Genomic DNA, 22,572 nt, shown 5'->3' on the forward strand with positions numbered 1-22,572 from the left:
AAGTGATTCTAGCGGTATTTCAAGTCTTATAGAAGACTCATACAATGCATCGCATTGCAGCATTCCAATCACTCTCTACCGGAGGTCCTCTCATGGCCATCAACCTGCCCGCTGGCGTGCAAATCAACGCCCCGATCAAGCCCGAATGGGAATCCATCCTGACCACCGAAGCGCTCGAGTTCGTCGCCAAGCTGCACCGTGCCTTCGAAGCCCGTCGCCAGGAACTGCTCAAGGCCCGCATCGAGCGCCAGGCGCGCATCGACGCCGGCGAAATGCCGGACTTCCTGCCGGAAACCAAACACATCCGCGAAGGCGACTGGAAGGTCGCCCCGGTGCCGGCCGCCCTGCAGTGCCGCCGCGTTGAAATCACCGGCCCGGTCGAAGCCAAGATGATCATCAACGCCTTCAACTCGGGCGCCGATTCCTACATGACCGATTTCGAGGATTCCAACAGCCCGAACTGGGATAACCAGATCCAGGGTCAGGTGAACCTGTACAAGGCGATCCGCCGCGAACTCTCGTTCAAGAACGAAAACGGCAAGGAATACAAGCTCAACGACAAGATCGCCACCCTGCAGATCCGTCCGCGCGGCTGGCACCTCGACGAGAAGCACGTCCTCGTTGACGGCCAGCGCGTCTCCGGCGGCATCTTCGACTTCGGCCTGGTCTTCTTCCACAACGCCAAGGAACAGATCGCCCGCGGCGCCGGCCCGTTCTACTACCTGCCGAAGATGGAAAGCCATCTTGAAGCCCGCCTGTGGAACGACATCTTCGTCATGGCCCAGGATCATGTCGGCCTGCCGCAGGGCACGATCAAGGCCACCGTGCTGGTCGAGACCATCCTCGCCACTTTCGAGATGGAAGAAATCCTCTACGAACTGCGCAACCACTCCGCCGGTCTCAACGCCGGTCGCTGGGATTACATCTTCTCGTGCATCAAGAAGTTCAAGAAGAACAAGGACTTCTGCCTGGCCCAGCGCAGCGCCATCACCATGGAAGTGCCGTTCATGCGCGGCTATGCCCTGGCGCTGGTGCAGGCCTGTCACAAGCGCGGCGCGCCGGCCATGGGCGGCATGTCGGCGCTGATCCCGATCAAGAACGATCCGGTCGCCAACGAAAAGGCCCTGGCCGGCATCCGTCACGACAAGACCCGCGACGCCAACGATGGCTTCGACGGCGGCTGGGTGGCCCACCCGGGCCTGGTGCCGATCGCCATGGAAGAGTTCGTCAAGGTCCTCGGCGACCGCCCGAACCAGTTCGAGAAGCAGGTTGAAGGCAAGTTCGGTCCCGAGCAGTGGCTCGACTTCCGTCCAACCACCCCGATCACCGAAGCCGGCCTGCGCAACAACATCAACGTCGGCATCCACTACCTCGGCGCATGGCTGGCCGGCAACGGCTGCGTGCCCATCCACAACCTGATGGAAGACGCCGCCACCGCCGAAATCTCCCGCTCGCAAGTCTGGCAGTGGGTGGTTTCGCCCAAGGGCATCCTCGACGACGGCCGCAAGGTCACCGTGGAAATGGTCCGCCCGATGATCGCCGAGGAACTGGCCAAGGTGAAGGCCACCGTTACCGCCCAGGGCGAGGACACCGCGACCTACGACCAGGCCGCCGAGATCTTCGACCGCATGTCGCTGACCCCGGACTATCCGGAGTTCCTGACCCTGCCGCTGTACGAAGCGATGGCCTGATAACACAACCAACGCAGAGGAATTTGAACGCCGGGGCAACCCGGCGTTTTTTTGTTCACCCGGGCTTTTCCGGGAATCATTGACCTTGATCAAAAAAAGGCGGAAAACCCCCCGTGAACAAGGGGTCTAGCACTTGGTCGGCGCCCCGCACTCAGCCATAATGCCTGTTCCCTGACACCTTGTTGCCGGAACATTACCTGTGAATCTCAACACCAAGGTCACCCTGTTCTTCATCGCCATCGCCGTGACGCTGATGGCAGTCCTGGTCGCCATCAGTCTCTACGCCTTCCGCAGCTTCTCCATCGCTTCGGCCACCGACCATATCCGCACCGCCGGCGAGGTCGTGCGCGTGCACCTGACCGAGGCGATGATCAACGGCGTCATCGACCGCCGCGAGAGCTTCCTCAAGCGCATGCTCGAAGTTCAGGGGCTGCGCTCGGCACGGGTCGTCCGCTCGCCCGAGCTTGAGCGGCAATTCGGCATGGGCCTGAACATGGAAAGTCGCCCGGATGCCATCGAACGCCAGGTGATGGCCGGCGGTCGCGCCACCTTCGAAATCTTCAAGGAAGAGGGCGAAACGATGTTCCGCGGCACCATTCCCTACATCGCCACCTCGAACGGCACGCCGAACTGCCTGCAGTGCCACGAGGTCACCGAAGGAACGGTACTCGGCGCGGTGACCATGACCATGTCGATCGATGGTTTGCGGCACAAGGCCTTGTGGACGGTGGCCGGAATCACCGGTGCGGTGGCGCTGTTTGCCCTGCTGCTGATTTTGCTGCTGCGCCGCCTGCTGCGGCCGATCTCGGAAACCGCGACCGCCGTCGAGCACGCCGTTCAGCGCGCCCTTGACGGTGATTTCAAGGCCCATGTCGAGCAACGGACCAACGACGAGATCGGGCAGATCGCCAACGACATGAACCGCCTGCTGCGCTTCCTGGAAACCGGCCTGAACCGGATCGGCACCAGCGTCGCCAAGCTGACCGAGCGCACGGCGACCCCGGGCGAGAACCTGCTGACGGCAACCATCGACATGGTCGATGGGCTGTCCAAGGCCTCGCATTTCAAGCAGGCGATCGAAGAGGACGAAACCAAGTCGGAAATCTACCAGCGTCTATCGACGACGCTGCAACAGGAATTCGGCCGCCAGGAATTCTCGCTCTACGAGATCACCAGCAACAAGAAGCAGATGAAGAGCATCATCGTCGACGGCGAGGTTGCCGACGGCTGCCGCTGGTGCGACCCGGAAATCCTGGTTCGCCCCGAGGCCTGCCGTGTCCGCCGAACCGGCCATGTCGTCGACAGCATCGACAATCCCGGCATCTGCTATGCCTTCCAGCCGCCGGCCGAAGCCGGTGACCGGCGTCACGTCTGCTTCCCGATCATCCAGTCCGGCTCGGTCGGCAGCATCGTCCAGATCATCTGCAAGCCCGAAGAGGAAAGCAAGCTGCAGGAATGTGCCCCGCTGCTTCAGGTCTACCTGCGCGAAACCGCGCCGGTGCTGGAAACCAAGCGCCTCATGGAAAGCTTGCGCGACTCGACCCTGCGCGACCCGATGACCGGGCTGAACAACCGCCGCTTCCTCGAGGAGTACGTCGAAACCCTGGTCGCCGGCGTCCAGCGCAAACGCGGCCACGCGGCGGTGATGATGCTCGACCTCGACTATTTCAAGATGGTCAACGACACCCACGGCCACGACGCCGGCGACGCCGTGATCAAGGCCATGGCCAACGTGCTCAAGCAGGCCGTACGCGCTTCCGACCTGGTCATCCGCTACGGCGGCGAGGAGTTCCTGATCATCCTGCTCGACAGCAGCGCGGAACAGGCATTCTCGATCGCCGAGAAGATTCGCCTGGAAGTCGAAGCGCTGAAGATACAGATCGGCAGCATCGTGCTGAAGAAGACCATCTCCATCGGCATTGCCGACTTCCCCGGCGACAGCGCGACTTTCTGGCAGGCGGTCAAGTTTGCCGACATCGCGCTGTATCAGGCCAAGGAAACCGGCCGCAACCGGGTCATCCGGTTCACTCCCGAAATGTGGTCGAGCGACGAAGAGTATTGATTACCAGAAGTAAAATATCATTCGCCTTTTTCGGGCATTAACAAAACAAAAAGACAGAAATACACTGGGCGGCATGTCCCTGCCGGAGCCAGCCATGCTTGCCGCCCTTTCCCTGCTGCTCGTCTGCCAGTTATGCGGCGAAGTCCTCGTTCGCTGGCTGGCGTTGCCCGTTCCCGGCCCGGTTGCCGGCATGTTGCTGTTGTTCCTGTTGCTGGTGCTGCGCCGCGGCCCTGACGAAGAACTGCGCTCGACCAGCCAGAATCTGCTCAAGCACCTGTCGCTGCTGTTCGTGCCGGCCGGTACCGGCATCGTCCTGCATCTCGACCGGGTCGGCGAGCAGTGGCTGGCGCTGCTGCTGTCGCTGCTGGTCAGCACCGTCCTGACCCTGCTGGTCACCGCCTGGGTGATGCACCTGTGCACGCGGAGTAAGCCATGACCCAGCCCATCGGAGAACTCTGGGTCTACCTGTCGGCCTCGCCGCTGCTCGGGCTGACCGTCACCCTGCTTGCTTACCAGCTTGCCCACAGTCTCTACCTGCGCAGCGGCCAGCATCCGCTGGCCAATCCGGTATTGATCGCCGTCGCCATCCTGGCCGGCCTGCTGTGGCTGACCGGCACCGGTTACGAAACCTATTTCGCCGGCGCCCAGTTCGTGCACTTCCTGCTCGGTCCGGCCACCGTTGCCCTGGCCGTGCCGCTGTACTCGCAATTCCGCCGCGTGCGCAGCATGCTGCTGCCGATTTCGGCCGGGCTGCTGGCCGGCAGCGCCACGGCCATCGTCTCCGCCGTGCTGATCGCCCGCCTGTTCGACGCCGACCTGGCGACCCAGGCGTCGCTTGCGCCCAAATCGGTGACCACCCCGATCGCCATGGGCATCGCCGAAAAAATCGGCGGCCTGCCGTCGCTGACCGCCGTCCTGGTGATCTTCACCGGTGTGCTCGGCGCCATCATCGCCGGCAAGGTATTCGCCATCGCTCGCATCGGCGACCCGGCAATCCGCGGCTTCTCCCTGGGCGTCGCCTCGCACGGTATCGGCACCGCCCGCGCCTTCCAGATCGATGAGCAAACCGGCGCCTTCGCGGCACTGGCCATGGGTCTGAACGGACTGCTGACGGCCCTGCTGCTGCCGGTCATCGCAAACTGGCTTTTCCAGTAAGGGTAAGTACCAATGGCCGAACCGCCATCCGGGGCCAAGAATCCCGTCATGTTCCCCAAACCGCCTGCCCCCTCGCCGCACCAGACCTGGTTATGGAACGCCCCTTACCTGGCGGTGGGCATCTTCGCCCTGGCCATGCTGATCATCACCGGCCTGTTGCAGTGGCGCGAGCACGACACCGCCCGTTCGGCGCTTGAAGCCGACATGCACTGGGCCGAGCGGACCCTGGAAAACCGCCTGTTCAACCACCTTGAATTCCTGCGCGAACTGGGCCGCGAACAGGAATTCATGCAGCTCAATTACGAATCCTTCCAGGTCAAGGCCAGCCGCTACGTCCGGGAAAATCCGGAAATCCTGGCCATCGCCTGGGTCGATACCGACGGCTACGTCGAATGGGTGGCCCCCAACGAATCGAACGCCACCTTCGTCGGCGAACGGCTCGGCGGCATCCGGCTGACGGCCCTACAGGAAGCGCTGCGCATCCGTCGGGAAGTGGTTTCGCCTGACTATCCCGACATCGACCGCCGCCCCCTGCACGACCTCATCCTGCCAGTGCAGCGCGGCAGCGCCGATCTCGGCGCCTTCATCGCCCTGCAGTCGCTGGAAACCCTATTGCGCGCCTCGATGCCCACCGCCTTCACGACGCGCTACAGCCTGAGCGTCATGGACGCCGAAGAGCGCGAGGTGTTCAGCAACACGTCGGTCAAACCGAGCGACCGCCAGATCTCCGGCCGCATCAACCTGAACCTGCCGAACAACCGCCTCGGGCTGGAGATCGTCGCCTACCGCGCCGGCGGCGTCTGGCTGACGCTGCTGCCCACGCTGCTGATCGTCCTGCTGACCGCGATCACCTCGATCACCATGCTGCAATTGCGTCGGCATGCCAAGCATCGGGCCGAAACCGAGGAACAATTGCGCGCCGCCTATGCCTTCCGCCAGGCCATGTCGCAATCGCTGATCACCGGCCTGCGGGCCATCGACCTGGAAGGCCGGATCACCTTTGTCAATGCCGCTTTCTGCCGGATGACCGGCTTCGACGAAAGCGAACTGGTCGGCATCAAGCCCCCCTATCCTTACTGGCCGCCGGAGGAATTCCCGGCGCTGCAGGACACCATCGACTCGGCGCTGGCCGGCCGGGCGCCGGCTGGCGGCTACGAGATGCGCATCATGCGCAAGAGCGGGGAACGCTTTTACGTCCGCCTCTATTTCTCGCCGCTGATCGATACCCAGGGCCGCCAGATCGGCTGGATGGCGTCGATGAACGACATCACCGAGCCGCGCCGCGCCCGCCTCGAACTCGAACGGGCGCACGAACGCTTCGAAACGGTGATCGACGGACTCGACTCGGCGGTGCACGTGGCCGATCTCGGCAGCGGTGAAATCCTGTTCGCCAATCGATCCTTCCAGCATATCTTCGGTTTCGACGCGGTCGGACGCAACAGCTACCAGCTCACCGAAGCCTGCCGTCCCGAGGCCGACGAGCTGGCACGCGACCCGCAGACGCTGACCCTCGACGACCTGCCCTGCGAACTGTTCGACGGAGAAATCCGCCATCGCCTGTCCGGCCACTGGTACCACCTGCACGAACGTGCCATCCGCTGGGTCGACGGGCGCATCGTCAAGGTCCAGATTGCCGCCGACATCACCGACCGCAAGCGCATCGACGAGGTCAACCTGCAGCAACAGAAGCGGCTGGACCAGACGTCGCGACTGATCACCATGGGTGAAATGGCCTCGTCGCTGGCCCACGAACTGAACCAGCCGCTGTCGGCGATCGCCAATTACTGCGCCGGCTGCGTCAAGCGCATGCAGGCCGGCAATTACCAGATCGACGATCTGCTGGCGGCGATGCAGAAGGCTTCCGATCAGGCCGAGCGGGCCGGCAAGATCATCCGCCGCATGCGCGACATGGTGAAGAAGGGCGAGCCGCATCGCCAACCGGTAGCTCTGTCCGAACTGATCGACGACACCCGGGCCTTTGCCGACATCGAGGCCCAGCGCAGCAGCACCCTGTTACTGGTGGACATTCCCGAAACCCTGCCCCGGGTGGTGGTCGACCGCATCATGATCGAACAGGTGCTGCTCAACCTGATCAAGAACGGCATCGAGGCCATGAGCGGCCTGCCGCCCGAGGAAAGGCAACTGCAGATCCGGGCCCGCAGCCGCGACACGCGCACGGTCGAAGTCATCGTCGCCGACCGCGGACATGGCCTGAGCGAAGCGGATATCGAAAAAATCTTCACCCCGTTCTACACCACCAAGCCGGACGGCATGGGAATCGGCCTGCCGATCTGCCGTTCCATCATAGAATTCCATCAGGGGCGCCTGTGGGTGGAACGTCGCCACGAAGGCGGCACCGCCTTCCACTTCACCGTTCCCCAAGAAGACAAGGACGAACATGATGCGTGACGCCGAACAAGTGATCTACGTCGTCGACGACGACGAAGCCATGCGCGACTCGATGAACTGGCTGCTCGAAGGCGAAGGCTACGCCGTGGCCTGTTTCGAATCCGGCGAACACTTCCTCGCCGCCTACCGCGACGACATGCGCGGCTGCCTGGTGCTCGACGTGCGCATGCCGGAAATGAGCGGGCTCGAACTGCACGAACACCTGGCCGACCGCGGCTCGGCGCTGCCGGTGATCTTCGTCACCGGTCACGGCGACGTGCCGATGGCGGTCGCCGCCCTGCAACGTGGGGCCTGCGATTTCATCGAAAAGCCCTTCCACAACGAGGATCTGCTCGCCCGCATCCGGCGGGCGCTGACCCTGGAATGCGAGAATGCGACGCGGCGCAAGCGTAGCGATGCCATCGCCCAGCGCCTGGAGACCCTGACTCAGCGCGAACGCGAAGTCATGGACCTGGTCGTCGCCGGCAAGCTGAACAAACAGATTGCCGATACCCTGGACATCAGCATGAAGACCGTCGAGGCCCACCGCGCCCGGGTCATGGACAAGATGGGCGCGCGGACCCTGGCCGAACTGGTCCGGGCGGTGATGGAAACGACTAAAGCGGAATGATGTCGTCGCCGCCGGCCCCCAGGCGGCTGTCGAAACCCGTGCGTTGACGGATTTCCTTGCGGCGCAGGAGTTTTTCCTGGACCTTGGGCGGCAGATCGGTGAACAGGATCAGTCGCTTGGAAATCAGCAGTTCGATCGTATCCTCGATGACCCGCACGAAATCGCGGTCAAGCTCACTCAGTTCGTTACTGCGCCACCGCTCGTGAATGAACTGCAGCACTTCCGGATTGTCGGCCGGCAAGGCCTCCGCCGCACCGGCCACCGGTGTCGGGTGCATTTCGCTGATTTTTCCCTGCGCGTCCCTTGCCACGTACAACATGCTGTCACTCCTGGATCGATGATTTTCGGCGAGTCTGCATCAGGCGGCCGCGCTTGGCAATCCGACCGGCGGGCAGACCTGCCTCAGTAATTGCGCAGCGGTGCCTTGGGCGGCATTTTCGGCGTCCCGAAATAGGTCGCCGGGGGTGCCTTGAACTGTTTCTCCTGCGGCGCATCGGCAACATTCTTCCGGATCACGCGCACCGACTGTTGCTCCGGCGCATCGCGACTTGCCGTCACCTCCAGCGTCGCCGCCCGTTGCGGCCCGGGACGGTCGAAGCGCTCGCGCACCAGGCGAACCCGCTCGGCAGCAATGCGCCGGTCGATCGCCTCGGTGGACATGTTGCGCTCAGCCAGCGTCTTGCGCATGTCGAGCAACCCCGTCAATTCCTTGCTCATGGTCAGCGACCCCTGGGGCGTGCCCCAGGTCTCACGCGGTTTGCTGACGGCGATGTTGAATTCCTCCGGACTGGCAATCATGCGCGCAACCCCGAGATTGTTGTTGCGCATCGCCCACTCTAGGGCGCCGTCGCCCCAGTCGTTACGGATATCGCGGCGAGCCCCCTTTTCGATCAGCTTGCGCACCAGCGCCTGATGCCCCTCGTACACTGCCATCATCAACACGCTGGAACCGTTGGTCGTGCGCGCTTCGATATCGGCCCCCTGCTCCATCAGGTAATCGGCCATCGACTCGTGTCCGCCAAAAACCGCGTAATGCAGGGGAGACCAGTGCTTGTCCGGGGCATTGATGCGCGCGCCGCGCTCGATCAGCCACTGCGCCGCCGTCTTTTGACCACGCCAGGCCGCCAGCGCCAGCGCCGACTCGCCGTTGGCGTTGCGCAGATTGATGTCGGCACCGCGGGAGATGAACAGGCGCATCAATTCGATATTGCCTTCCCAGGCGCCGATCATCAGGCCGGAACCAATCCGGCTGCCCATGAAGTCCGGGGGCAGGCCGGCATCCAGCCAGGCGGTCGCGGTTCTGACATCGCCCAACTCCATCTGGTTGGCAAAAGTCACTGGGTCGGGCAGCTTGACCTCTCCGCTCCCCCACCACTGGGCTTGAGCGGGGCAAACGAGCGCCATCCCGATTATCATTGCCGCAACGATTTTCCTGTGCATCTTGCTCACCGAAGGTCCTGCCTCAATCAGACAGCCGCCATTCTCTCATGTCACGAACGCTTCGCCCGCTCCTCGGTGCCTTAGGTGCATCCCTGCTGTTGCACCTGCTGCCGTTCGTCGACCTCCGGACGGAGCCCACCGTCGTCAAGCCCCCCGAGCCGCCGCCCTTGCAAGCCCGCCTTGCGCCTGCGCTGCCGGCCGCACCCGAAATCCTGCTACCGGAACCGGAAATCCCCCCGGTGGCAACGGCTGCAAGCAAACAACTGCCGCCTCCAAGGAAAGCCGTCGAGCCGATCCGGAAAACCTGGACCCAGGCCATCTCCGAACAGTTTTCCGCCCAGCAGCGGGAGGGGTTGTTCTACCCCGAAGAAGCCATCCGGCGCGGCCTGGAGGGCGAAGCCCTGGTCCTGCTGATGCTGGATGAAAACGGTCAGGTCGTTGCCGCCCGGATCGAGGAAAGCAGCGGCCACCCGCTGCTCGACGAAGCCGCGCTGCGGGCGGTACGGCGCTTGCGTTCGCTACCGGCCGACGCACCAATTGAGTCCTTGCTACCCGTACGATTCCGACTAAAATACAAACAGTAAAAAAAATAAAGATGTAAAATCTGGCAGATTTCGCCAGAGAACGATTTACTGATATTCTCCTGGAATAAACAAACATCTGTGTCAGGGAGATTCAACATGAGCGCATTAGCCAACCTTCGGGTCGCCACTCGCATGCAACTCCTGATCGGTCTGACACTGGTCGGCCTGATCGTTCTCTGTCTGGTTTCGCTGTTCCAGCTCAAGGACAGCATGCTGGAAGACCGCAAGCAGAAAACCCGGGACATCGTCGAGGTCGCCCTCGGCATCGTCAAGCATCACCACCAACTGGCAAGTGCCGGCAAGATTTCCGAGGAAGACGCCAAGAACGCAGCACGCGACAGCCTGCGCGACCTGCGCTACGGCGAAGACGACTATTACTTCGGTTTCGATACCGAGGGCGTCTATTTCCTGCACGGCGGCAACCCGAAGCTGGAAGGCCAGAACAAGCTGGACATGCAGGACACGCATGGCAAATACATCATCCGGGAACTGATCGCAGCGGCCAAGGCCGGCGGCGGCTTCGTCGATTACTGGTTCCCGCGTGCCGGACAGAATAAGCCCGAACCGAAACTCGGCTACACGACGCTGTTTACGCCCTGGAACTGGGTAGTCGGCACCGGCATCTACATCGACGATGTGGACAAGGAGTTTCGCCAGGTGGCCTGGTTGCTCGGCAGCATTTCCACGGTACTGCTCGCCACCCTGGTACTGTTCGGCTTCCTGGTCAGCCGCAGCATCCTGAATCAGCTCGGCGGCGAGCCCAAGGCCGCCAGCGAGATCATGGAGCGCATCGCCAACGGCGACCTGACCGCCAGCATCGACCAGGCGCCGCCGGGCAGCATGCTGAATACGCTCGGCGGCATGACCCAGGCGCTACGCAAGATGGTCAGCGAAATCAACAGCGACGCCAACCGCCTGGTCGACAACGCCGAGCATATCGCCACCGCCTCCGAGGAAGTCGCGCGCGCGGCCGAGCACCAATCGGACGCCACGTCGGCGATGGCGGCGGCCATCGAGGAGCTGACCGTCAGCTCCAACCACATTTCCGACAGCGCCCGCGACACCTCCCAGGATTCGGTCGCCGCCGTCGAACTCTCGGGTCAGGGCTCGGCCCGCGTCGATCAGGCCTCGCAGGCGATCCAGCAGATTTCGGAAACGGTCTCCGATGCATCCAACCGGATTCACGCACTCGAAGAACGGGCCAAGCAGATTTCCAGCATCGCCAATGTGATCAAGGACATTGCCGGCCAGACCAACCTGCTGGCGCTCAATGCCGCCATCGAAGCAGCCCGTGCCGGCGAGCAGGGACGCGGCTTCGCCGTCGTCGCCGACGAGGTGCGCAAGCTGGCCGAACGGACATCGCTGGCAACCACCGAAATCGAGCAGATGATCGTCGGCATCCAGGGCGATACGGTTGGCGCCGTCGAAGCAATGAACGCGGCCCTGCCGGAAGTCCAGCAGGGGGTTGCCCTGGCGTCGTCGGCGTCGGAATCCCTGCGCGCCATCGAAGACGGCGCCCGGCGCACCCTCGAACGCATCGGCGAAGTGGCCGATGCGACCAAGGAACAAAGTAGCGCCAGCACCTCGATCGCCCAGCGGGTCGAGCAGATTGCCAACATGGTCGAGGAAACCACCCAGACCATACGCGGCACCGCCAGCACCGCGCATCAACTGCAGGAAATCGCCGTCAATCTCAAGCAGCTGATCAGCCGTTTCAAGGTCTAGACCGCCCCCTCGGCGCGCATCCTGGCGATGTGCGCCGCGTCGTAGCCTAACCCGGCGAGTACCGCATCGGTGTGCTCGCCGAGCGCCGGCCCGATCCACTCGGTGCTGCCCGGCGTATCCGACAGGGCGGGAACGATGCCCGGCATGCGGAAGGGCTTGCCATCGGGCAAGGTCGCCGTCTGGAACATCTGCCGGGCGATGAATTGCGGGTCGGCAAACATGTCGACCGCCGAATAGACACGCGACGCGGGCACGCCGGCCTGTTCGAGCAGGGCCAGCACCTCGGCTTCATCGTGGCCGGCACACCAGGCGTCGATCAGCGCGTAGATTTCGTCGCGCCGGGCATCGCGACCGGCGTTGTCGGCGAGCCCGGGATCGTCGGCCAGATCGTGACGACCGATGGCCTGCATGAAGCGACGGAAGATCGCATCGCCATTGGCACCGATGGTGACATGCTTGCCGTCACGCGTCGTATGCGTGTTCGACGGCGTGATGCCGGGCATGATGTTGCCGGTCCGTTCGCGCACGAAACCGAACACATCGTATTCCGGCACCAGCGACTCCATCATCGCGAAAACCGCCTCGTACAGCGCCACATCGACGACCTGGCCGGCACCGCCATTGACTTCCCGGTGACGTAGCGCCATCAAGGCACCGATCGCCCCCCATAGGGCGGCAATCGAATCGCCGATGGAAATTCCGGTACGCACCGGCGGCCGGTCGGGAAAACCGGTGATGTAGCGCAAACCGCCCATCGATTCGCCAACCGCGCCGAAACCCGGCTGATCCTTGTACGGCCCGGTCTGGCCGAAGCCGGACAGGCGGACCATGACCAGGCCGGGGTTATCGGCCTTGAGCTGTTCCCAGCCCAGGCCGAGCTTTTCCAGCACGCCGGGACGGAAATTCTCGACCACAATGTCGGCCCCGGCGATCAACCGGCGGACGAACTCGCGCCCGTCCGGATGCTTGAGATTGGCCGTCACCGATTTCTTGTTGCGCGCCTGGACGTACCACCACAAGGACGTACCTTCGTACAGCTTGCGCCATTTGCGCAGCGGATCGCCACCGCCAGGCGCTTCGACCTTGATCACCTCGGCGCCGAATTCGGCCATGATCCGCGTGCAGAACGGCCCGGCGATCAGGGTGCCGAGTTCGACCACCTTGAGTCCGGCCAGCGGCTTCTGGCTCTCAGGCATGTTCCGGCTCCCAGTGCGTGACCGACAGATGTTCGCCCCACAAACGGTCGACGGTGGCATGGACACTGGCCGGCGAACCGCTGGTGGTCACCGTCAGTTGCCCCTGGCCGCCGCCTTGCAAGCCGCCGGCCAGCAGCAGGCGTTCGAGTTGGCGGGCAACCGCTTCGCCGGTATCGAGCAGTTGCGTGCCCGCCGGCAGACGTTGGCGGATGGCTTCGGCGACCCAGGGATAATGCGTGCAGCCGAGCACCACCACATCCACCGAAGCCGCTGCCAGCGGCGCGACAAAGGTATCGAGCAAGGCCGTCACGCCCGCCCCTTCGGGCCCCTCGGTTTCGATGGCCTCGGCCAGCCCCGGGCAGGGCTGGGCGATCACCCGGGCACCGGCGGCATGCGTCCCGACCAGACGCTGGAAACGTTCGCTGGCCAGCGTCCGTGTGGTCGCCAGGACGCCGATGCACTTGTTGCCGCTGAGCGCCACCGCCGGCTTGACCCCCGGCTCGAGTGCCACGACCGGCCCCGTGACTGCCGCCCGGATCGCTTCCGCGGCAGCGGCCGTGGCCGTATTGCAGGCAACCACCAGGGCTTTGGCGCCACGGCGGCGCAAGGCTTCGGCAATACTCACCCCGCGTTCGCGCAGGAAGGCCTCGGGCCGGTCCCCGTAAGGCAGGAAGCGGGTATCGGCAAAGTAGAAAAAATCCTCGTGCGGCAACCGTGCGCGCAAGGCGCGCAACACGGTCAAACCGCCGAGGCCGGAATCAAATACGGCAATAGGTTGAGACTGCGACACAAAAACGAGGGCGGCAGACTCAGTTCCCGGCTTCGCACTTCTTGATGAAGGCGGCCTTGGCGGCACCGGCCAGCGGCTTGCCGTTCTTGTCGATGGCACGGGCCTCGCACGCGGCGCCCTTGTTCTCGCGCTCGCACTTCTTGATCGACGCGGTCTTGGCGGCGCCGGCCAGCGGCTTGCCGTCCTTGCTCACGGCCTGCGCTTCGCAATCCACCGGCGCGGCAACCGCCAGCGTGCTGGCAAAAAGGCAGGACAAACCCAGGGTGATGATTTTGTTCATGGCTATTCCTCGAAAGATTGTTGAATTTACATCCGGGCGATCATCGCATCGCCGAACTCCGAGCACGACAGTTCGTCGGCCCCATCCATCAGGCGGGCGAAATCGTAGGTGACCTTCTTGTCGCCGATGGCGGCCTCCATGGCCTTGATGACCAGGTCTGCGGCTTCCTTCCAGCCGAGGTGACGCAACATCATCTCGGCCGACAGGATCAGCGAGCCCGGATTGACCTTGTCGAGACCGGCATACTTGGGTGCCGTGCCGTGGGTCGCCTCGAAACAGGCGTACTTGTCCGAGATGTTGGCCCCCGGCGCAATGCCGATGCCGCCAACCTGGGCAGCCAGCGCGTCGGAGATGTAATCGCCGTTGAGGTTGGTGGTGGCGATCACGTCGTACTCGGCCGGACGCAGCAGGATCTGCTGCAGGAAAGCGTCGGCGATCGAGTCCTTGATCACGATCTCGCGACCGGTATTCGGGTTCTTCACCTTGCACCACGGACCGCCGTCGATCGGCTCGGCCCCGAATTCCTCTTGCGCCAGCTTGTAGGCGACATCGCGGAACAGGCCTTCGGTGAACTTCATGATGTTGCCCTTGTGCACGATGGTCACCGACTTGCGGTCGTTGGCAATCGCGTACTGGATGGCGGCGCGCACCAGGCGCTGGGTGCCGTCGACCGACACCGGCTTGATGCCGATACCCGAGCTTTCCGGGAAACGGATTTTGCGGACGCCCATTTCCTTGACCAGGAAATCGACCACCTTCTTCACGCCCTCAGAGCCGGCGGCCCATTCGACACCAGCGTAGATGTCCTCGGTGTTCTCGCGGAAGATGACCATGTCGGTCAGCTCGGGATGTTTCAACGGGCTGGGCACGCCCTTGAAGTAGCGCACCGGGCGCACACACTGGTAGAGGTCCAGTTCCTGGCGCAGGGCCACGTTCAGCGAGCGGATGCCGCCACCGACCGGGGTCGTCATCGGCCCCTTGATCGACACCGAGTATTCCTTCAGGGCGTCGAAGGTTTCCTTGGGCAGCCATTCGTCCGGCCCGTACAGCCGCGTCGATTTCTCGCCGGCATACACTTCCATCCAGTGGATTTTCTTCTTGCCGCCGTAGGCCTTGTCGACCGCCGCATCGATGACCTTGATCATCACCGGCGTAATGTCGATGCCGATACCGTCGCCTTCGATGAACGGGATGATCGGATTGTCCGGCGTCGGTTGCCCGGGAACGATTTTCGCCCCCCCTTGCGGAACCTTGAGGTGAGAAGTCATGGGCATCTCCTTGCGTTGTTATGAAAACGGCCGTGGTGGCCGCTTGCCGGTCCGGAGGTCTCCGCGAACCGGCAGTGCGGGCCATTATGGAACAAAGCAGGAAAGGTGTCAGCCCGCACGACGGGCAAAAAAAAGCGAAGGCCGCAGCCTTCGCTTTCCGCTTCAATCGCCTGCCGGTGTTCAGGCAGCGCGCATGCTCTTCAGCGCGGCATTCAGCGTCGGGCTCGGACGCATGACTGCCTTGCACTTTTCCGAATCGGCCTTGTAGTAGCCGCCGATATCGACCGGCTTACCCTGCACCGTCTTCAGTTCGGCAACGATGATCGCCTCGTTGTCGGCCAGGGTCTTGGCCAGCTTGGCGAAGTGGGCGGCCAGTTCGGCGTCGTCCTTCTGCGCTGCCAGTTCCTGCGCCCAATACATGGCCAGGTAGAACTGCGAACCACGGTTGTCGAGCTCGCCGGTCTTCGGCGACGGCGACTTGTTGTTGTCAAGCAGCTTGCCGGTGGCGGCATCGAGCGTCTTGGCCAGCAGCTTGGCGCGGGCGTTGCCTTCCTTGATGCCGAGTTCTTCCAGCGAGACGGCCAGGGCCAGGAATTCGCCCAGCGAATCCCAGCGCAGGTGGTTTTCCTGCGTCAGCTGCTGGACGTGCTTCGGGGCAGAGCCGCCGGCACCGGTTTCGTACATGCCGCCGCCGTTCATCAGCGGGACGATGGACAGCATCTTGGCCGAGGTGCCCAGTTCCATGATCGGGAACAGGTCGGTCAGGTAGTCGCGCAGGATGTTGCCGGTCACCGAGATGGTGTCGAGACCGCGGGCAACACGCTCAAGCGTGAAGCGCATGGCGCGGACCTGGCTCATGATCTTGATTTCGAGACCGGTGGTGTCGTGATCCTTGAGGTAAGTCTCGACCTTCTTGATCAGTTCGTTCTCGTGCGGACGGTACGGGTCCAGCCAGAACACGGCCGGCATGCCGGAATTGCGGGCGCGGGTGACGGCCAGCTTGACCCAGTCGCGGATCGGCGCATCCTTGACCTGGCACATGCGCCAGATGTCGCCCTGCTCGACGTTCTGCGTCAGCAGGACTTCGCCGGTGGCGTTATCGACGATGTTGGCGATGCCGTCTTCGGCGATTTCGAAGGTCTTGTCATGCGAGCCGTATTCCTCGGCCTGCTGGGCCATCAGGCCGACGTTCGGGACCGTGCCCATGGTCTTGGGATCGAAGTTGCCGTGCCATTTGCAGAAGTTGATCATCTCCTGGTAGATGCGGGCAAAGGTCGATTCCGGCATGACTGCCTTGGCGTCGTACTGCTTGCCGTCGGCGCCCCACATCTTGCCACCGGCACGGATCATGGCCGGCATCGAGGCGTCGACGATGATGTCGTTCGGCGAATGGAAGTTGGTGATGCCCTTGGCCGAATCGACCATGGCCAGACGCGGACGGTGTTCCTGGCAGGCATGCAGGTCGCGGATGATCTCGTCGCGCTTCGACTCCGGCAGGGTCTTGATCTTCTCGTACAGATCGACCATGCCGTTATTGACGTTGATGCCCAGTTCCTCGAAGGTCTTGGCGTGCTTCTCGAAGGCTTCCTTGTAGTAGATCTTGACGCAGTGGCCGAAAACGATGGGGTGCGAGACCTTCATCATCGTCGCCTTGACGTGCAGCGAGAACAGGATGCCGGCCTGGCGGCAGTCCTCCAGTTCCTTCTCGTAGAAGTCGCACAACGCCTTCTTGCTCATGAACATCGAATCGATGATCTCACCGGCCTGCAGGGCAACCTTGGGCTTGAGCACGGTGACCTTGCCGCCCTTGCCGATCAGTTCCATGCGGACTTCGCGGGCCTTGTCCAGGGTCATCGACTTTTCGCCGTGGTAGAAGTCACCGGCATGCATGTGCGAGACGTGGGTCTGCGACCACTGCTTCCACTCGCCCATCGAATGCGGATGCTTCTTGGCGTAATTCTTGACGGCACCGGGGGCGCGGCGATCCGAGTTGCCTTCGCGCAGCACCGGATTGACGGCCGAACCGAGGCACTTGCCGAAGCGGGCCTTGAGCGCCTTTTCTTCGTCGGTGGTCGGATTTTCCGGATAGTCGGGGATGGCGTAGCCCTTGTCCTGCAGTTCCTTGACGCAAGCCTTGAGCTGGGCCACCGAAGCGGAGATGTTCGGCAGCTTGATGATGTTGGTATCGGGTTCCAGGCACTTCTTGCCGAGTTCGGCCAGGGTGTTGGGCAGCCGCTGTTCTTCACTGAGGAATTCGGAGAATTCGGCGATCACGCGGGCGGAAACCGAAATATCGGCCTTCTCGATCTCGATGCCAGCCGGCCCGGTGAAAGTGCGGATGATCGGCAAAAAGGCACAAGTCGCCAGCAGCGGCGCCTCGTCGGTGAGCGTGTAGATGATCTTGGACTTGCCTGCGGACATGCTAACCCCTTGGTGGATGGTTTTGATATGTAAGTCGACAATACGCCGACACCCTTGCGCGGTGCTTACAAAGCCTCAGGAGTATCCGCAACGGCGCCGTTCAGGTCAACCGATGAAACGCTGTTTCACAGTGCGGAGCCTCCCGAAAGACCCCGGGCGCGATGCTAGAATCCCCGCCAGCAGCGGGAGACAGAACAATGAAGATTTCGGTCGGACTGTACGGCACCAATGCCCACCATATCGCACTGGCGCTGATCCAGGGCTTCAACCGCCATTACACGCTGTTCCGCCAGACCTGCCGCGAGGCCAAGACCCGCTTCGAAAAGGGCGACTGGCAAGGCGTGCATCGGGCAGTCCGGGAGCGCATCCGCTTCTACGACGACCGGGTGGACGAATGCGTCGAACGCCTGCGCACCGAATTCGACGCCGAGCACCTGGACGATGCCACCTGGCAGCAGGTCAAGCTGCTCTACATCGGCCTGCTGCTCAACCACAAGCAGCCGGAGCTGGCCGAAACCTTCTTCAACTCGGTGACGACCAAGATCCTGCACCGGACCTATTTCCACAACGATTTCCTGTTCGTCCGCCCGAGCATCTCGACCGAGAACCTGGAAGCCGACGAGGCGCCGACCTACCGCAGCTATTACGCCGAAGCCGACGGCCTGCGCGGCGCCATCCGCCAGATCGTCCGCGACTTCCACTGGCAGCGCCCGTTCGCCGACCTGGAGCGCGACGTCAATTATGTCTACCACGCCATCCGCCGCGCCCTGAAACACATGCCGGGGCGCGAGGTCAATTTCCAGATCCAGGTGCTCGGTTCGGCCTTCTACCGCAACAAGGCCGCCTACATCATCGGCAAGGCGATCAACGGCGCCGTCGAGTACCCCTTTGCCATTCCCGTCCTGCACGACAACGACGGCAAGCTCTACCTCGACACCATCCTGCTCGACGGCTGGCGCATCGGCCTGCTGTTCTCGCTGTCGCGCGCCTATTTCATGGTGGACATGGAAGTCCCGTCTGGCTACGTCCAGTTCCTGCGCGCCATCATGCCGAACAAGCCGCGCTCCGAGATCTACATCATGCTCGGCCTGGGCAAGCAGGGGAAGACGATGTTCTTCCGCGACTTCATCTATCACCTGCACCATTCGCAGGACAAGTTCGTCATGGCGCCCGGCATCCGCGGCCTGGTCATGCTGGTGTTCACGCTGCCCTCCTACCCCTACGTGTTCAAGATCATCAAGGACGTGTTCGGCAGTTCCAAAGAAATGGACCGCGCCACGGTCAAGCGGAAGTTCATGATGGTCAAGCAGGTCGACCGCGTCGGGCGGATGGCCGACACGCTGGAGTTCTCCAACGTGCTCTTCCCGCTGGCCCGCTTCAACGACGAAATCCTCGACGAACTCGAACGCCTTGCCCCCAGTTGCTACGAGATCGACGGCGAACAGCTGATCATCAAGCACCTGTACATCGAGCGCCGGATGGAGCCCTTGAACATCCACCTCGACCGCATGGACAAGGCCAACGACCTCGACGGCCTGGAGCACGCGATCAAGGAATACGGCAGCGCCATCCGCGAACTGGCGCAGGCCAACATCTTCCCCGGCGACATGCTGTGGAAGAATTTCGGCGTCACCCGCTACGGCCGCGTCGTCTTCTACGATTACGACGAAATCGAGTACATGACCGACATCAACTTCCGCAAGATTCCGCCGGCCCCGGATTTCGAGACGGAAATGTCGGGCGAGGTCTGGTACCCGGTGGCGCGCAACGACGTTTTCCCCGAGGAATTCGCCACCTTCCTGCTCGGCTCGCCACAGGTGCGCAAGCTGTTCATGAAACACCACAAGGATCTGCTCACCCCGGCCTTCTGGCAGAAAACCCAGGAAAACATCCGGGCCGGGCAGGTCGAGGATTTCTTCCCCTACCCGGAGGAACTGCGCTTCATCCACAGCCGGCCGACCGTCAACAACGAGGCCTGAACCGGGCTGCATTCATTCATAAGCAATCGCTGATCCGTGGCTTCAGCAATCCTGACTATTTCAGGAGTAACAAAGCCCTTATCTTTGTCGGGAAAAATTAACCCAGCAATGACTCATGATAAGGAGAGCGAGCATGCCGCTGACCCTGGCGCTGGCTCGGGAACGTGCTGAAGGCGAATGCCGGACGGCACTGGTTCCTGAAACGGCCAAGAAGTTTTCCGCGCTCGGCGCGCGATTGCGGATGGAGCAGAGCGCCGGTGCGCAAAGCCATTTCCTCGACACCGACTATGCCGAGGTCGATTTCGCCCCCGGCCTGCCCGAAGCCTACGCCAACGCCGACCTGATCCTGCGGGTGACGCCGCCGAGCCTGGACGAAATCGCCGCCATGCCGGACGGCGCAATGCTGATCGGCCTGCTCAAACCCTTCGAGAGCCGCGAGCGGCTGGCCGCGTTGAACGCCCGCAAGATCACCGCCTTCGCCCTCGAACTGCTGCCGCGCATCTCGCGCGCCCAGAGCATGGACGCGCTGTCCAGCCAGGGCGCCTGCTCGGGCTACCAGTGCGGGCTGATCGCCGCCGCCCGGTGCACCAAGTTCTTCCCGATGCTGACCACCGCCGCCGGCACCATCCGCCCGGCGCGCGTGCTCGTCATCGGCGCCGGCGTCGCCGGCCTGCAGGCGATCGCCACCTGCAAGCGCCTCGGTGCCATGGTCGAAGCCTACGACGTCCGTGCCGCCGCCAAGGAGCAGATCGAATCGCTCGGCGCCAAGTTCGTCGATACCGGCGTTTCCGCCGACGGCAGCGGCGGCTATGCGCGCGAACTGACGGCCGAGGAAAAGGCCGCCCAGGCCGAACGGCTGACCAAGGCCATCGCCGCCGCCGACGTGGTCATCAGCACCGCCGCCATTCCGGGCAAGCGGGCGCCGGTGATCATCACCCGCGACATGGTCGGGCGCATGAAGTACGGCGCTATCATCGTCGACATGGCCGCCGAATCGGGCGGCAACTGCGAACTGACGCAGCCGGGCGAACACGTCGTCGCCAACGACGTGAACATCCACGGCCCGCTCAACCTGCCGTCGCGCATGCCGACGCACGCCTCCGAGCTGTACGCCAAGAATCTCTACAACTTCCTCTCGCCGTGGATCAAGGACGGCGAACTGCGCATCGACTGGGACGACGAAGTGGTCGCCGGCACCGTGCTGTGCCGCGACGGCGCCACCGTCCACGCCGCAGTCAGACAAATCCTGGGAGACGCCTGATGGACGGATTGCTCGCACTCTACATTTTCATGCTCGCCGCCTTCACCGGCTACGAGATCATCGCCAAGGTCCCGGTGATCCTGCACACGCCGCTGATGTCCGGCTCCAACTTCATCCACGGCGTGGTCGTCGTCGGTGCCATGCTCGTCCTCGGCATGGCCGAGACACCGCTGCAGCAGGCCATCGGTTTCTTCGCCGTCGCCCTGGGCGCCGCCAACGCGGCCGGCGGCTACGTCGTCACCGAACGCATGCTGGCCATGTTCAAGAAGAAGGAGAACGGCCAATGACCGCCCCGCTCTACGTCCAGGGCGCCTGGTTCGCCGGCGCCCTGCTGTTCATCTTCGGCCTCAAGGGCATGAGTTCGCCGACCTCGGCCCGGCGCGGCATCGTCATCGCCGGTTACGGCATGCTGCTGGCGATCGCCGCCACCTTCCTCATCCCCGGTCTGCAGAACCTCGGTCTGATGGCCCTGGCGCTGGTCGTCGGCGGCGGTGCCGCCTGGATTTCAGCGCAAAAGGTCAAGATGACCGACATGCCGCAGATGGTCGCCATCTACAACGGGATGGGCGGCGGTGCGGCCGCGGCCATCGCCGCCGTCGAATTCGCCAAGGGCGAAATGCACGGCCTGGTGGCGACGACGTTGGCGGTGCTCGGCGCACTGATCGGCGCGGTGTCGTTTACCGGCTCGTGCGTCGCCTGGGCCAAGCTGCAGGGCATCCTGAAGAAGGCCTACCGCCTGCCGGCGCAGAATGCGGTCAACGTGGTGCTGGCACTGGTCGCCGTCGGTCTCGGCCTGGCCGTCATCGCCCTGGCCCCGCAACAGCCGGAACTGGTGATCGCGTTCTTCTTTGTCGCACTGGTGCTCGGGCTGATCGTCACCCTGCCGATCGGCGGCGCCGACATGCCGGTGGTGATCTCGCTGTTCAATGCCTTCACCGGCCTGGCCGTCGGTTTCGAAGGCTACGTCCTGGGCAACCCGGCGCTGATCATCGCCGGCATCGTCGTCGGCGCCGCCGGCACGCTGCTCACGCAACTGATGGCCAAGGCGATGAACCGGCCGCTGTCGAACATCCTGTTCACCCCGCTGGCGGCCAGCGGTGGCGGCGAGGCCATCGACGGCACGATGAAGGAATTGTCGGCGCTCGATGCGGCGGCGATGATGCGTTACGCCGGCAAGGTGATCATCGTTCCCGGCTACGGCATGGCGGTCGCGCATGCCCAGCACAAGATCTGGGAAATGACCGAGATTCTCGAAGAAGCGGGCGTCGAGGTGAAGTTCGCCATCCACCCGGTCGCCGGGCGCATGCCGGGCCACATGAACGTGCTGCTGGCCGAGGCCGGCGTGCCCTACGACAAGATTTTCGACCTTGAGGAAATCAACGGCGAGTTCGGCCAGGCCGACGTGGCGCTGGTCATTGGCGCCAACGACGTGGTCAACCCGAGTGCGCGCAGCGACAAGGCCAGCCCGATCTACGGCATGCCCATTCTCAACGCCGACCAGGCGCAGAATGTGATCGTCGTCAAACGCGGCAAGGGCACCGGTTATTCCGGCATCGAAAACGCGCTGTTCTACACCGACAATTGCCGCATGCTTTACGGCGACGCACAGCCGGTGGCCGGCGAAATCATCCAGCACCTGAAAACCCTGGCCTGATTTGATCCAGGCCATATCCGGACAAGCGGCATCCCCGTACAATGCCG

At 63.2% G+C, this 22,572-nt stretch carries 19 protein-coding genes; 12 read left to right on the forward strand and 7 right to left on the reverse strand.

Annotated features, from left to right (window positions below):
• The first annotated feature begins 92 nt into the window (after positions 1-92).
• The 6 genes from aceB (at position 93) to Q0799_RS13060 (ending at position 7,927) form a co-directional block, all read left to right on the forward strand.
• Positions 93-1,691 (forward strand): malate synthase A, encoded by a 1,599-nt coding sequence (aceB, locus tag Q0799_RS13035; protein WP_298399053.1) that lies wholly within the window; start codon positions 93-95, stop codon positions 1,689-1,691.
• A gap of 199 nt (positions 1,692-1,890) precedes the next feature.
• Entirely contained in the window at positions 1,891-3,753 is a 1,863-nt protein-coding gene (locus tag Q0799_RS13040; RefSeq protein WP_298399055.1) for a diguanylate cyclase, read from the forward strand.
• Positions 3,754-3,847: 94 nt separating this feature from the next.
• The gene (locus tag Q0799_RS13045) at positions 3,848-4,189 is read left to right on the forward strand and encodes a CidA/LrgA family protein (protein WP_298399057.1); all 342 of its coding nucleotides are present in this window, start codon (positions 3,848-3,850) and stop codon (positions 4,187-4,189) included.
• Positions 4,186-4,908 (forward strand): LrgB family protein, encoded by a 723-nt coding sequence (locus Q0799_RS13050; protein WP_298399059.1) that lies wholly within the window; start codon positions 4,186-4,188, stop codon positions 4,906-4,908. The genes Q0799_RS13045 and Q0799_RS13050 overlap by 4 nt, the downstream gene beginning before the upstream one ends.
• A gap of 12 nt (positions 4,909-4,920) precedes the next feature.
• The gene (locus Q0799_RS13055; protein ID WP_298399062.1) at positions 4,921-7,317 is read left to right on the forward strand and encodes a PAS domain S-box protein; all 2,397 of its coding nucleotides are present in this window, start codon (positions 4,921-4,923) and stop codon (positions 7,315-7,317) included.
• A complete protein-coding gene (locus Q0799_RS13060) occupies positions 7,307-7,927 on the forward strand; it encodes a response regulator transcription factor (RefSeq protein WP_298399064.1) in 621 nt (206 codons plus the stop codon). The genes Q0799_RS13055 and Q0799_RS13060 overlap by 11 nt, the downstream gene beginning before the upstream one ends.
• On the opposite strand, the gene Q0799_RS13065 is transcribed toward Q0799_RS13060, so the two are convergent.
• Together Q0799_RS13065 and Q0799_RS13070 are read right to left on the reverse strand one after the other, a co-directional pair.
• Complete coding sequence (locus Q0799_RS13065; protein WP_298399066.1) at positions 7,914-8,246, reverse strand: hypothetical protein; 333 nt, start codon at positions 8,244-8,246, stop codon at positions 7,914-7,916. The two genes, Q0799_RS13060 and Q0799_RS13065, sit on opposite strands and share 14 nt — an antisense overlap.
• A gap of 83 nt (positions 8,247-8,329) precedes the next feature.
• Positions 8,330-9,331, reverse strand: coding sequence for an ankyrin repeat domain-containing protein (locus Q0799_RS13070; protein ID WP_298399068.1), 1,002 nt, complete (start codon positions 9,329-9,331; stop codon positions 8,330-8,332).
• An 83-nt stretch (positions 9,332-9,414) separates the two neighbouring features.
• On the opposite strand from Q0799_RS13070, the gene Q0799_RS13075 reads away from it, so the two are divergent.
• Together Q0799_RS13075 and Q0799_RS13080 are read left to right on the forward strand one after the other, a co-directional pair.
• Positions 9,415-9,951: an energy transducer TonB gene (locus Q0799_RS13075; protein ID WP_298399070.1), complete on the forward strand. Its 537-nt coding sequence runs from the start codon at positions 9,415-9,417 to the stop codon at positions 9,949-9,951.
• A 96-nt stretch (positions 9,952-10,047) separates the two neighbouring features.
• Positions 10,048-11,676, forward strand: coding sequence for a methyl-accepting chemotaxis protein (locus tag Q0799_RS13080; protein ID WP_298399073.1), 1,629 nt, complete (start codon positions 10,048-10,050; stop codon positions 11,674-11,676).
• Here the strand turns inward: Q0799_RS13080 and Q0799_RS13085 are convergent.
• The 5 genes from Q0799_RS13085 to Q0799_RS13105 all read right to left on the reverse strand — a co-directional run bounded on the left by Q0799_RS13085 (position 11,673) and on the right by Q0799_RS13105 (position 17,631).
• A complete protein-coding gene (locus Q0799_RS13085) occupies positions 11,673-12,872 on the reverse strand; it encodes a CaiB/BaiF CoA-transferase family protein (protein WP_298399076.1) in 1,200 nt (399 codons plus the stop codon). The genes Q0799_RS13080 and Q0799_RS13085 overlap by 4 nt on opposite strands.
• On the reverse strand, positions 12,865-13,662 hold the full coding sequence (gene murI / locus Q0799_RS13090; protein WP_298399078.1) for a glutamate racemase: 798 nt from the start codon (positions 13,660-13,662) through the stop codon (positions 12,865-12,867). The genes Q0799_RS13085 and murI overlap by 8 nt, the downstream gene beginning before the upstream one ends.
• Before the next feature lie 19 nt (positions 13,663-13,681).
• Complete coding sequence (locus Q0799_RS13095) at positions 13,682-13,942, reverse strand: hypothetical protein (RefSeq protein ID WP_298399080.1); 261 nt, start codon at positions 13,940-13,942, stop codon at positions 13,682-13,684.
• A gap of 26 nt (positions 13,943-13,968) precedes the next feature.
• Positions 13,969-15,210, reverse strand: a complete 1,242-nt coding sequence (icd, locus tag Q0799_RS13100) for an NADP-dependent isocitrate dehydrogenase (protein ID WP_298399081.1) — start codon at positions 15,208-15,210, stop codon at positions 13,969-13,971.
• 180 nt (positions 15,211-15,390) lie between these two features.
• Positions 15,391-17,631, reverse strand: a complete 2,241-nt coding sequence (locus tag Q0799_RS13105; RefSeq protein WP_298399083.1) for an NADP-dependent isocitrate dehydrogenase — start codon at positions 17,629-17,631, stop codon at positions 15,391-15,393.
• Positions 17,632-17,828: 197 nt separating this feature from the next.
• Between Q0799_RS13105 and aceK the strand changes: the two genes are divergently transcribed.
• The 4 genes from aceK (at position 17,829) to Q0799_RS13125 (ending at position 22,525) form a co-directional block, all read left to right on the forward strand.
• Positions 17,829-19,610: a bifunctional isocitrate dehydrogenase kinase/phosphatase gene (aceK, locus tag Q0799_RS13110; RefSeq protein WP_298399085.1), complete on the forward strand. Its 1,782-nt coding sequence runs from the start codon at positions 17,829-17,831 to the stop codon at positions 19,608-19,610.
• 133 nt (positions 19,611-19,743) lie between these two features.
• Complete coding sequence (locus tag Q0799_RS13115; protein ID WP_298399087.1) at positions 19,744-20,871, forward strand: NAD(P) transhydrogenase subunit alpha; 1,128 nt, start codon at positions 19,744-19,746, stop codon at positions 20,869-20,871.
• Positions 20,871-21,158 carry an NAD(P) transhydrogenase subunit alpha gene (locus Q0799_RS13120; RefSeq protein WP_028994620.1) on the forward strand — a complete coding sequence of 96 codons (288 nt, stop codon included), beginning with the start codon at positions 20,871-20,873 and terminating at the stop codon, positions 21,156-21,158. The genes Q0799_RS13115 and Q0799_RS13120 overlap by 1 nt, the downstream gene beginning before the upstream one ends.
• The gene (locus Q0799_RS13125) at positions 21,155-22,525 is read left to right on the forward strand and encodes an NAD(P)(+) transhydrogenase (Re/Si-specific) subunit beta (protein ID WP_298399090.1); all 1,371 of its coding nucleotides are present in this window, start codon (positions 21,155-21,157) and stop codon (positions 22,523-22,525) included. Before Q0799_RS13120 ends, Q0799_RS13125 begins: the two co-directional genes overlap by 4 nt.
• Positions 22,526-22,572 lie beyond the last annotated feature (47 nt).

The organism is uncultured Azonexus sp. (genome assembly GCF_937982035.1).
In the GTDB taxonomy this organism is placed as follows: domain Bacteria; phylum Pseudomonadota; class Gammaproteobacteria; order Burkholderiales; family Rhodocyclaceae; genus Azonexus.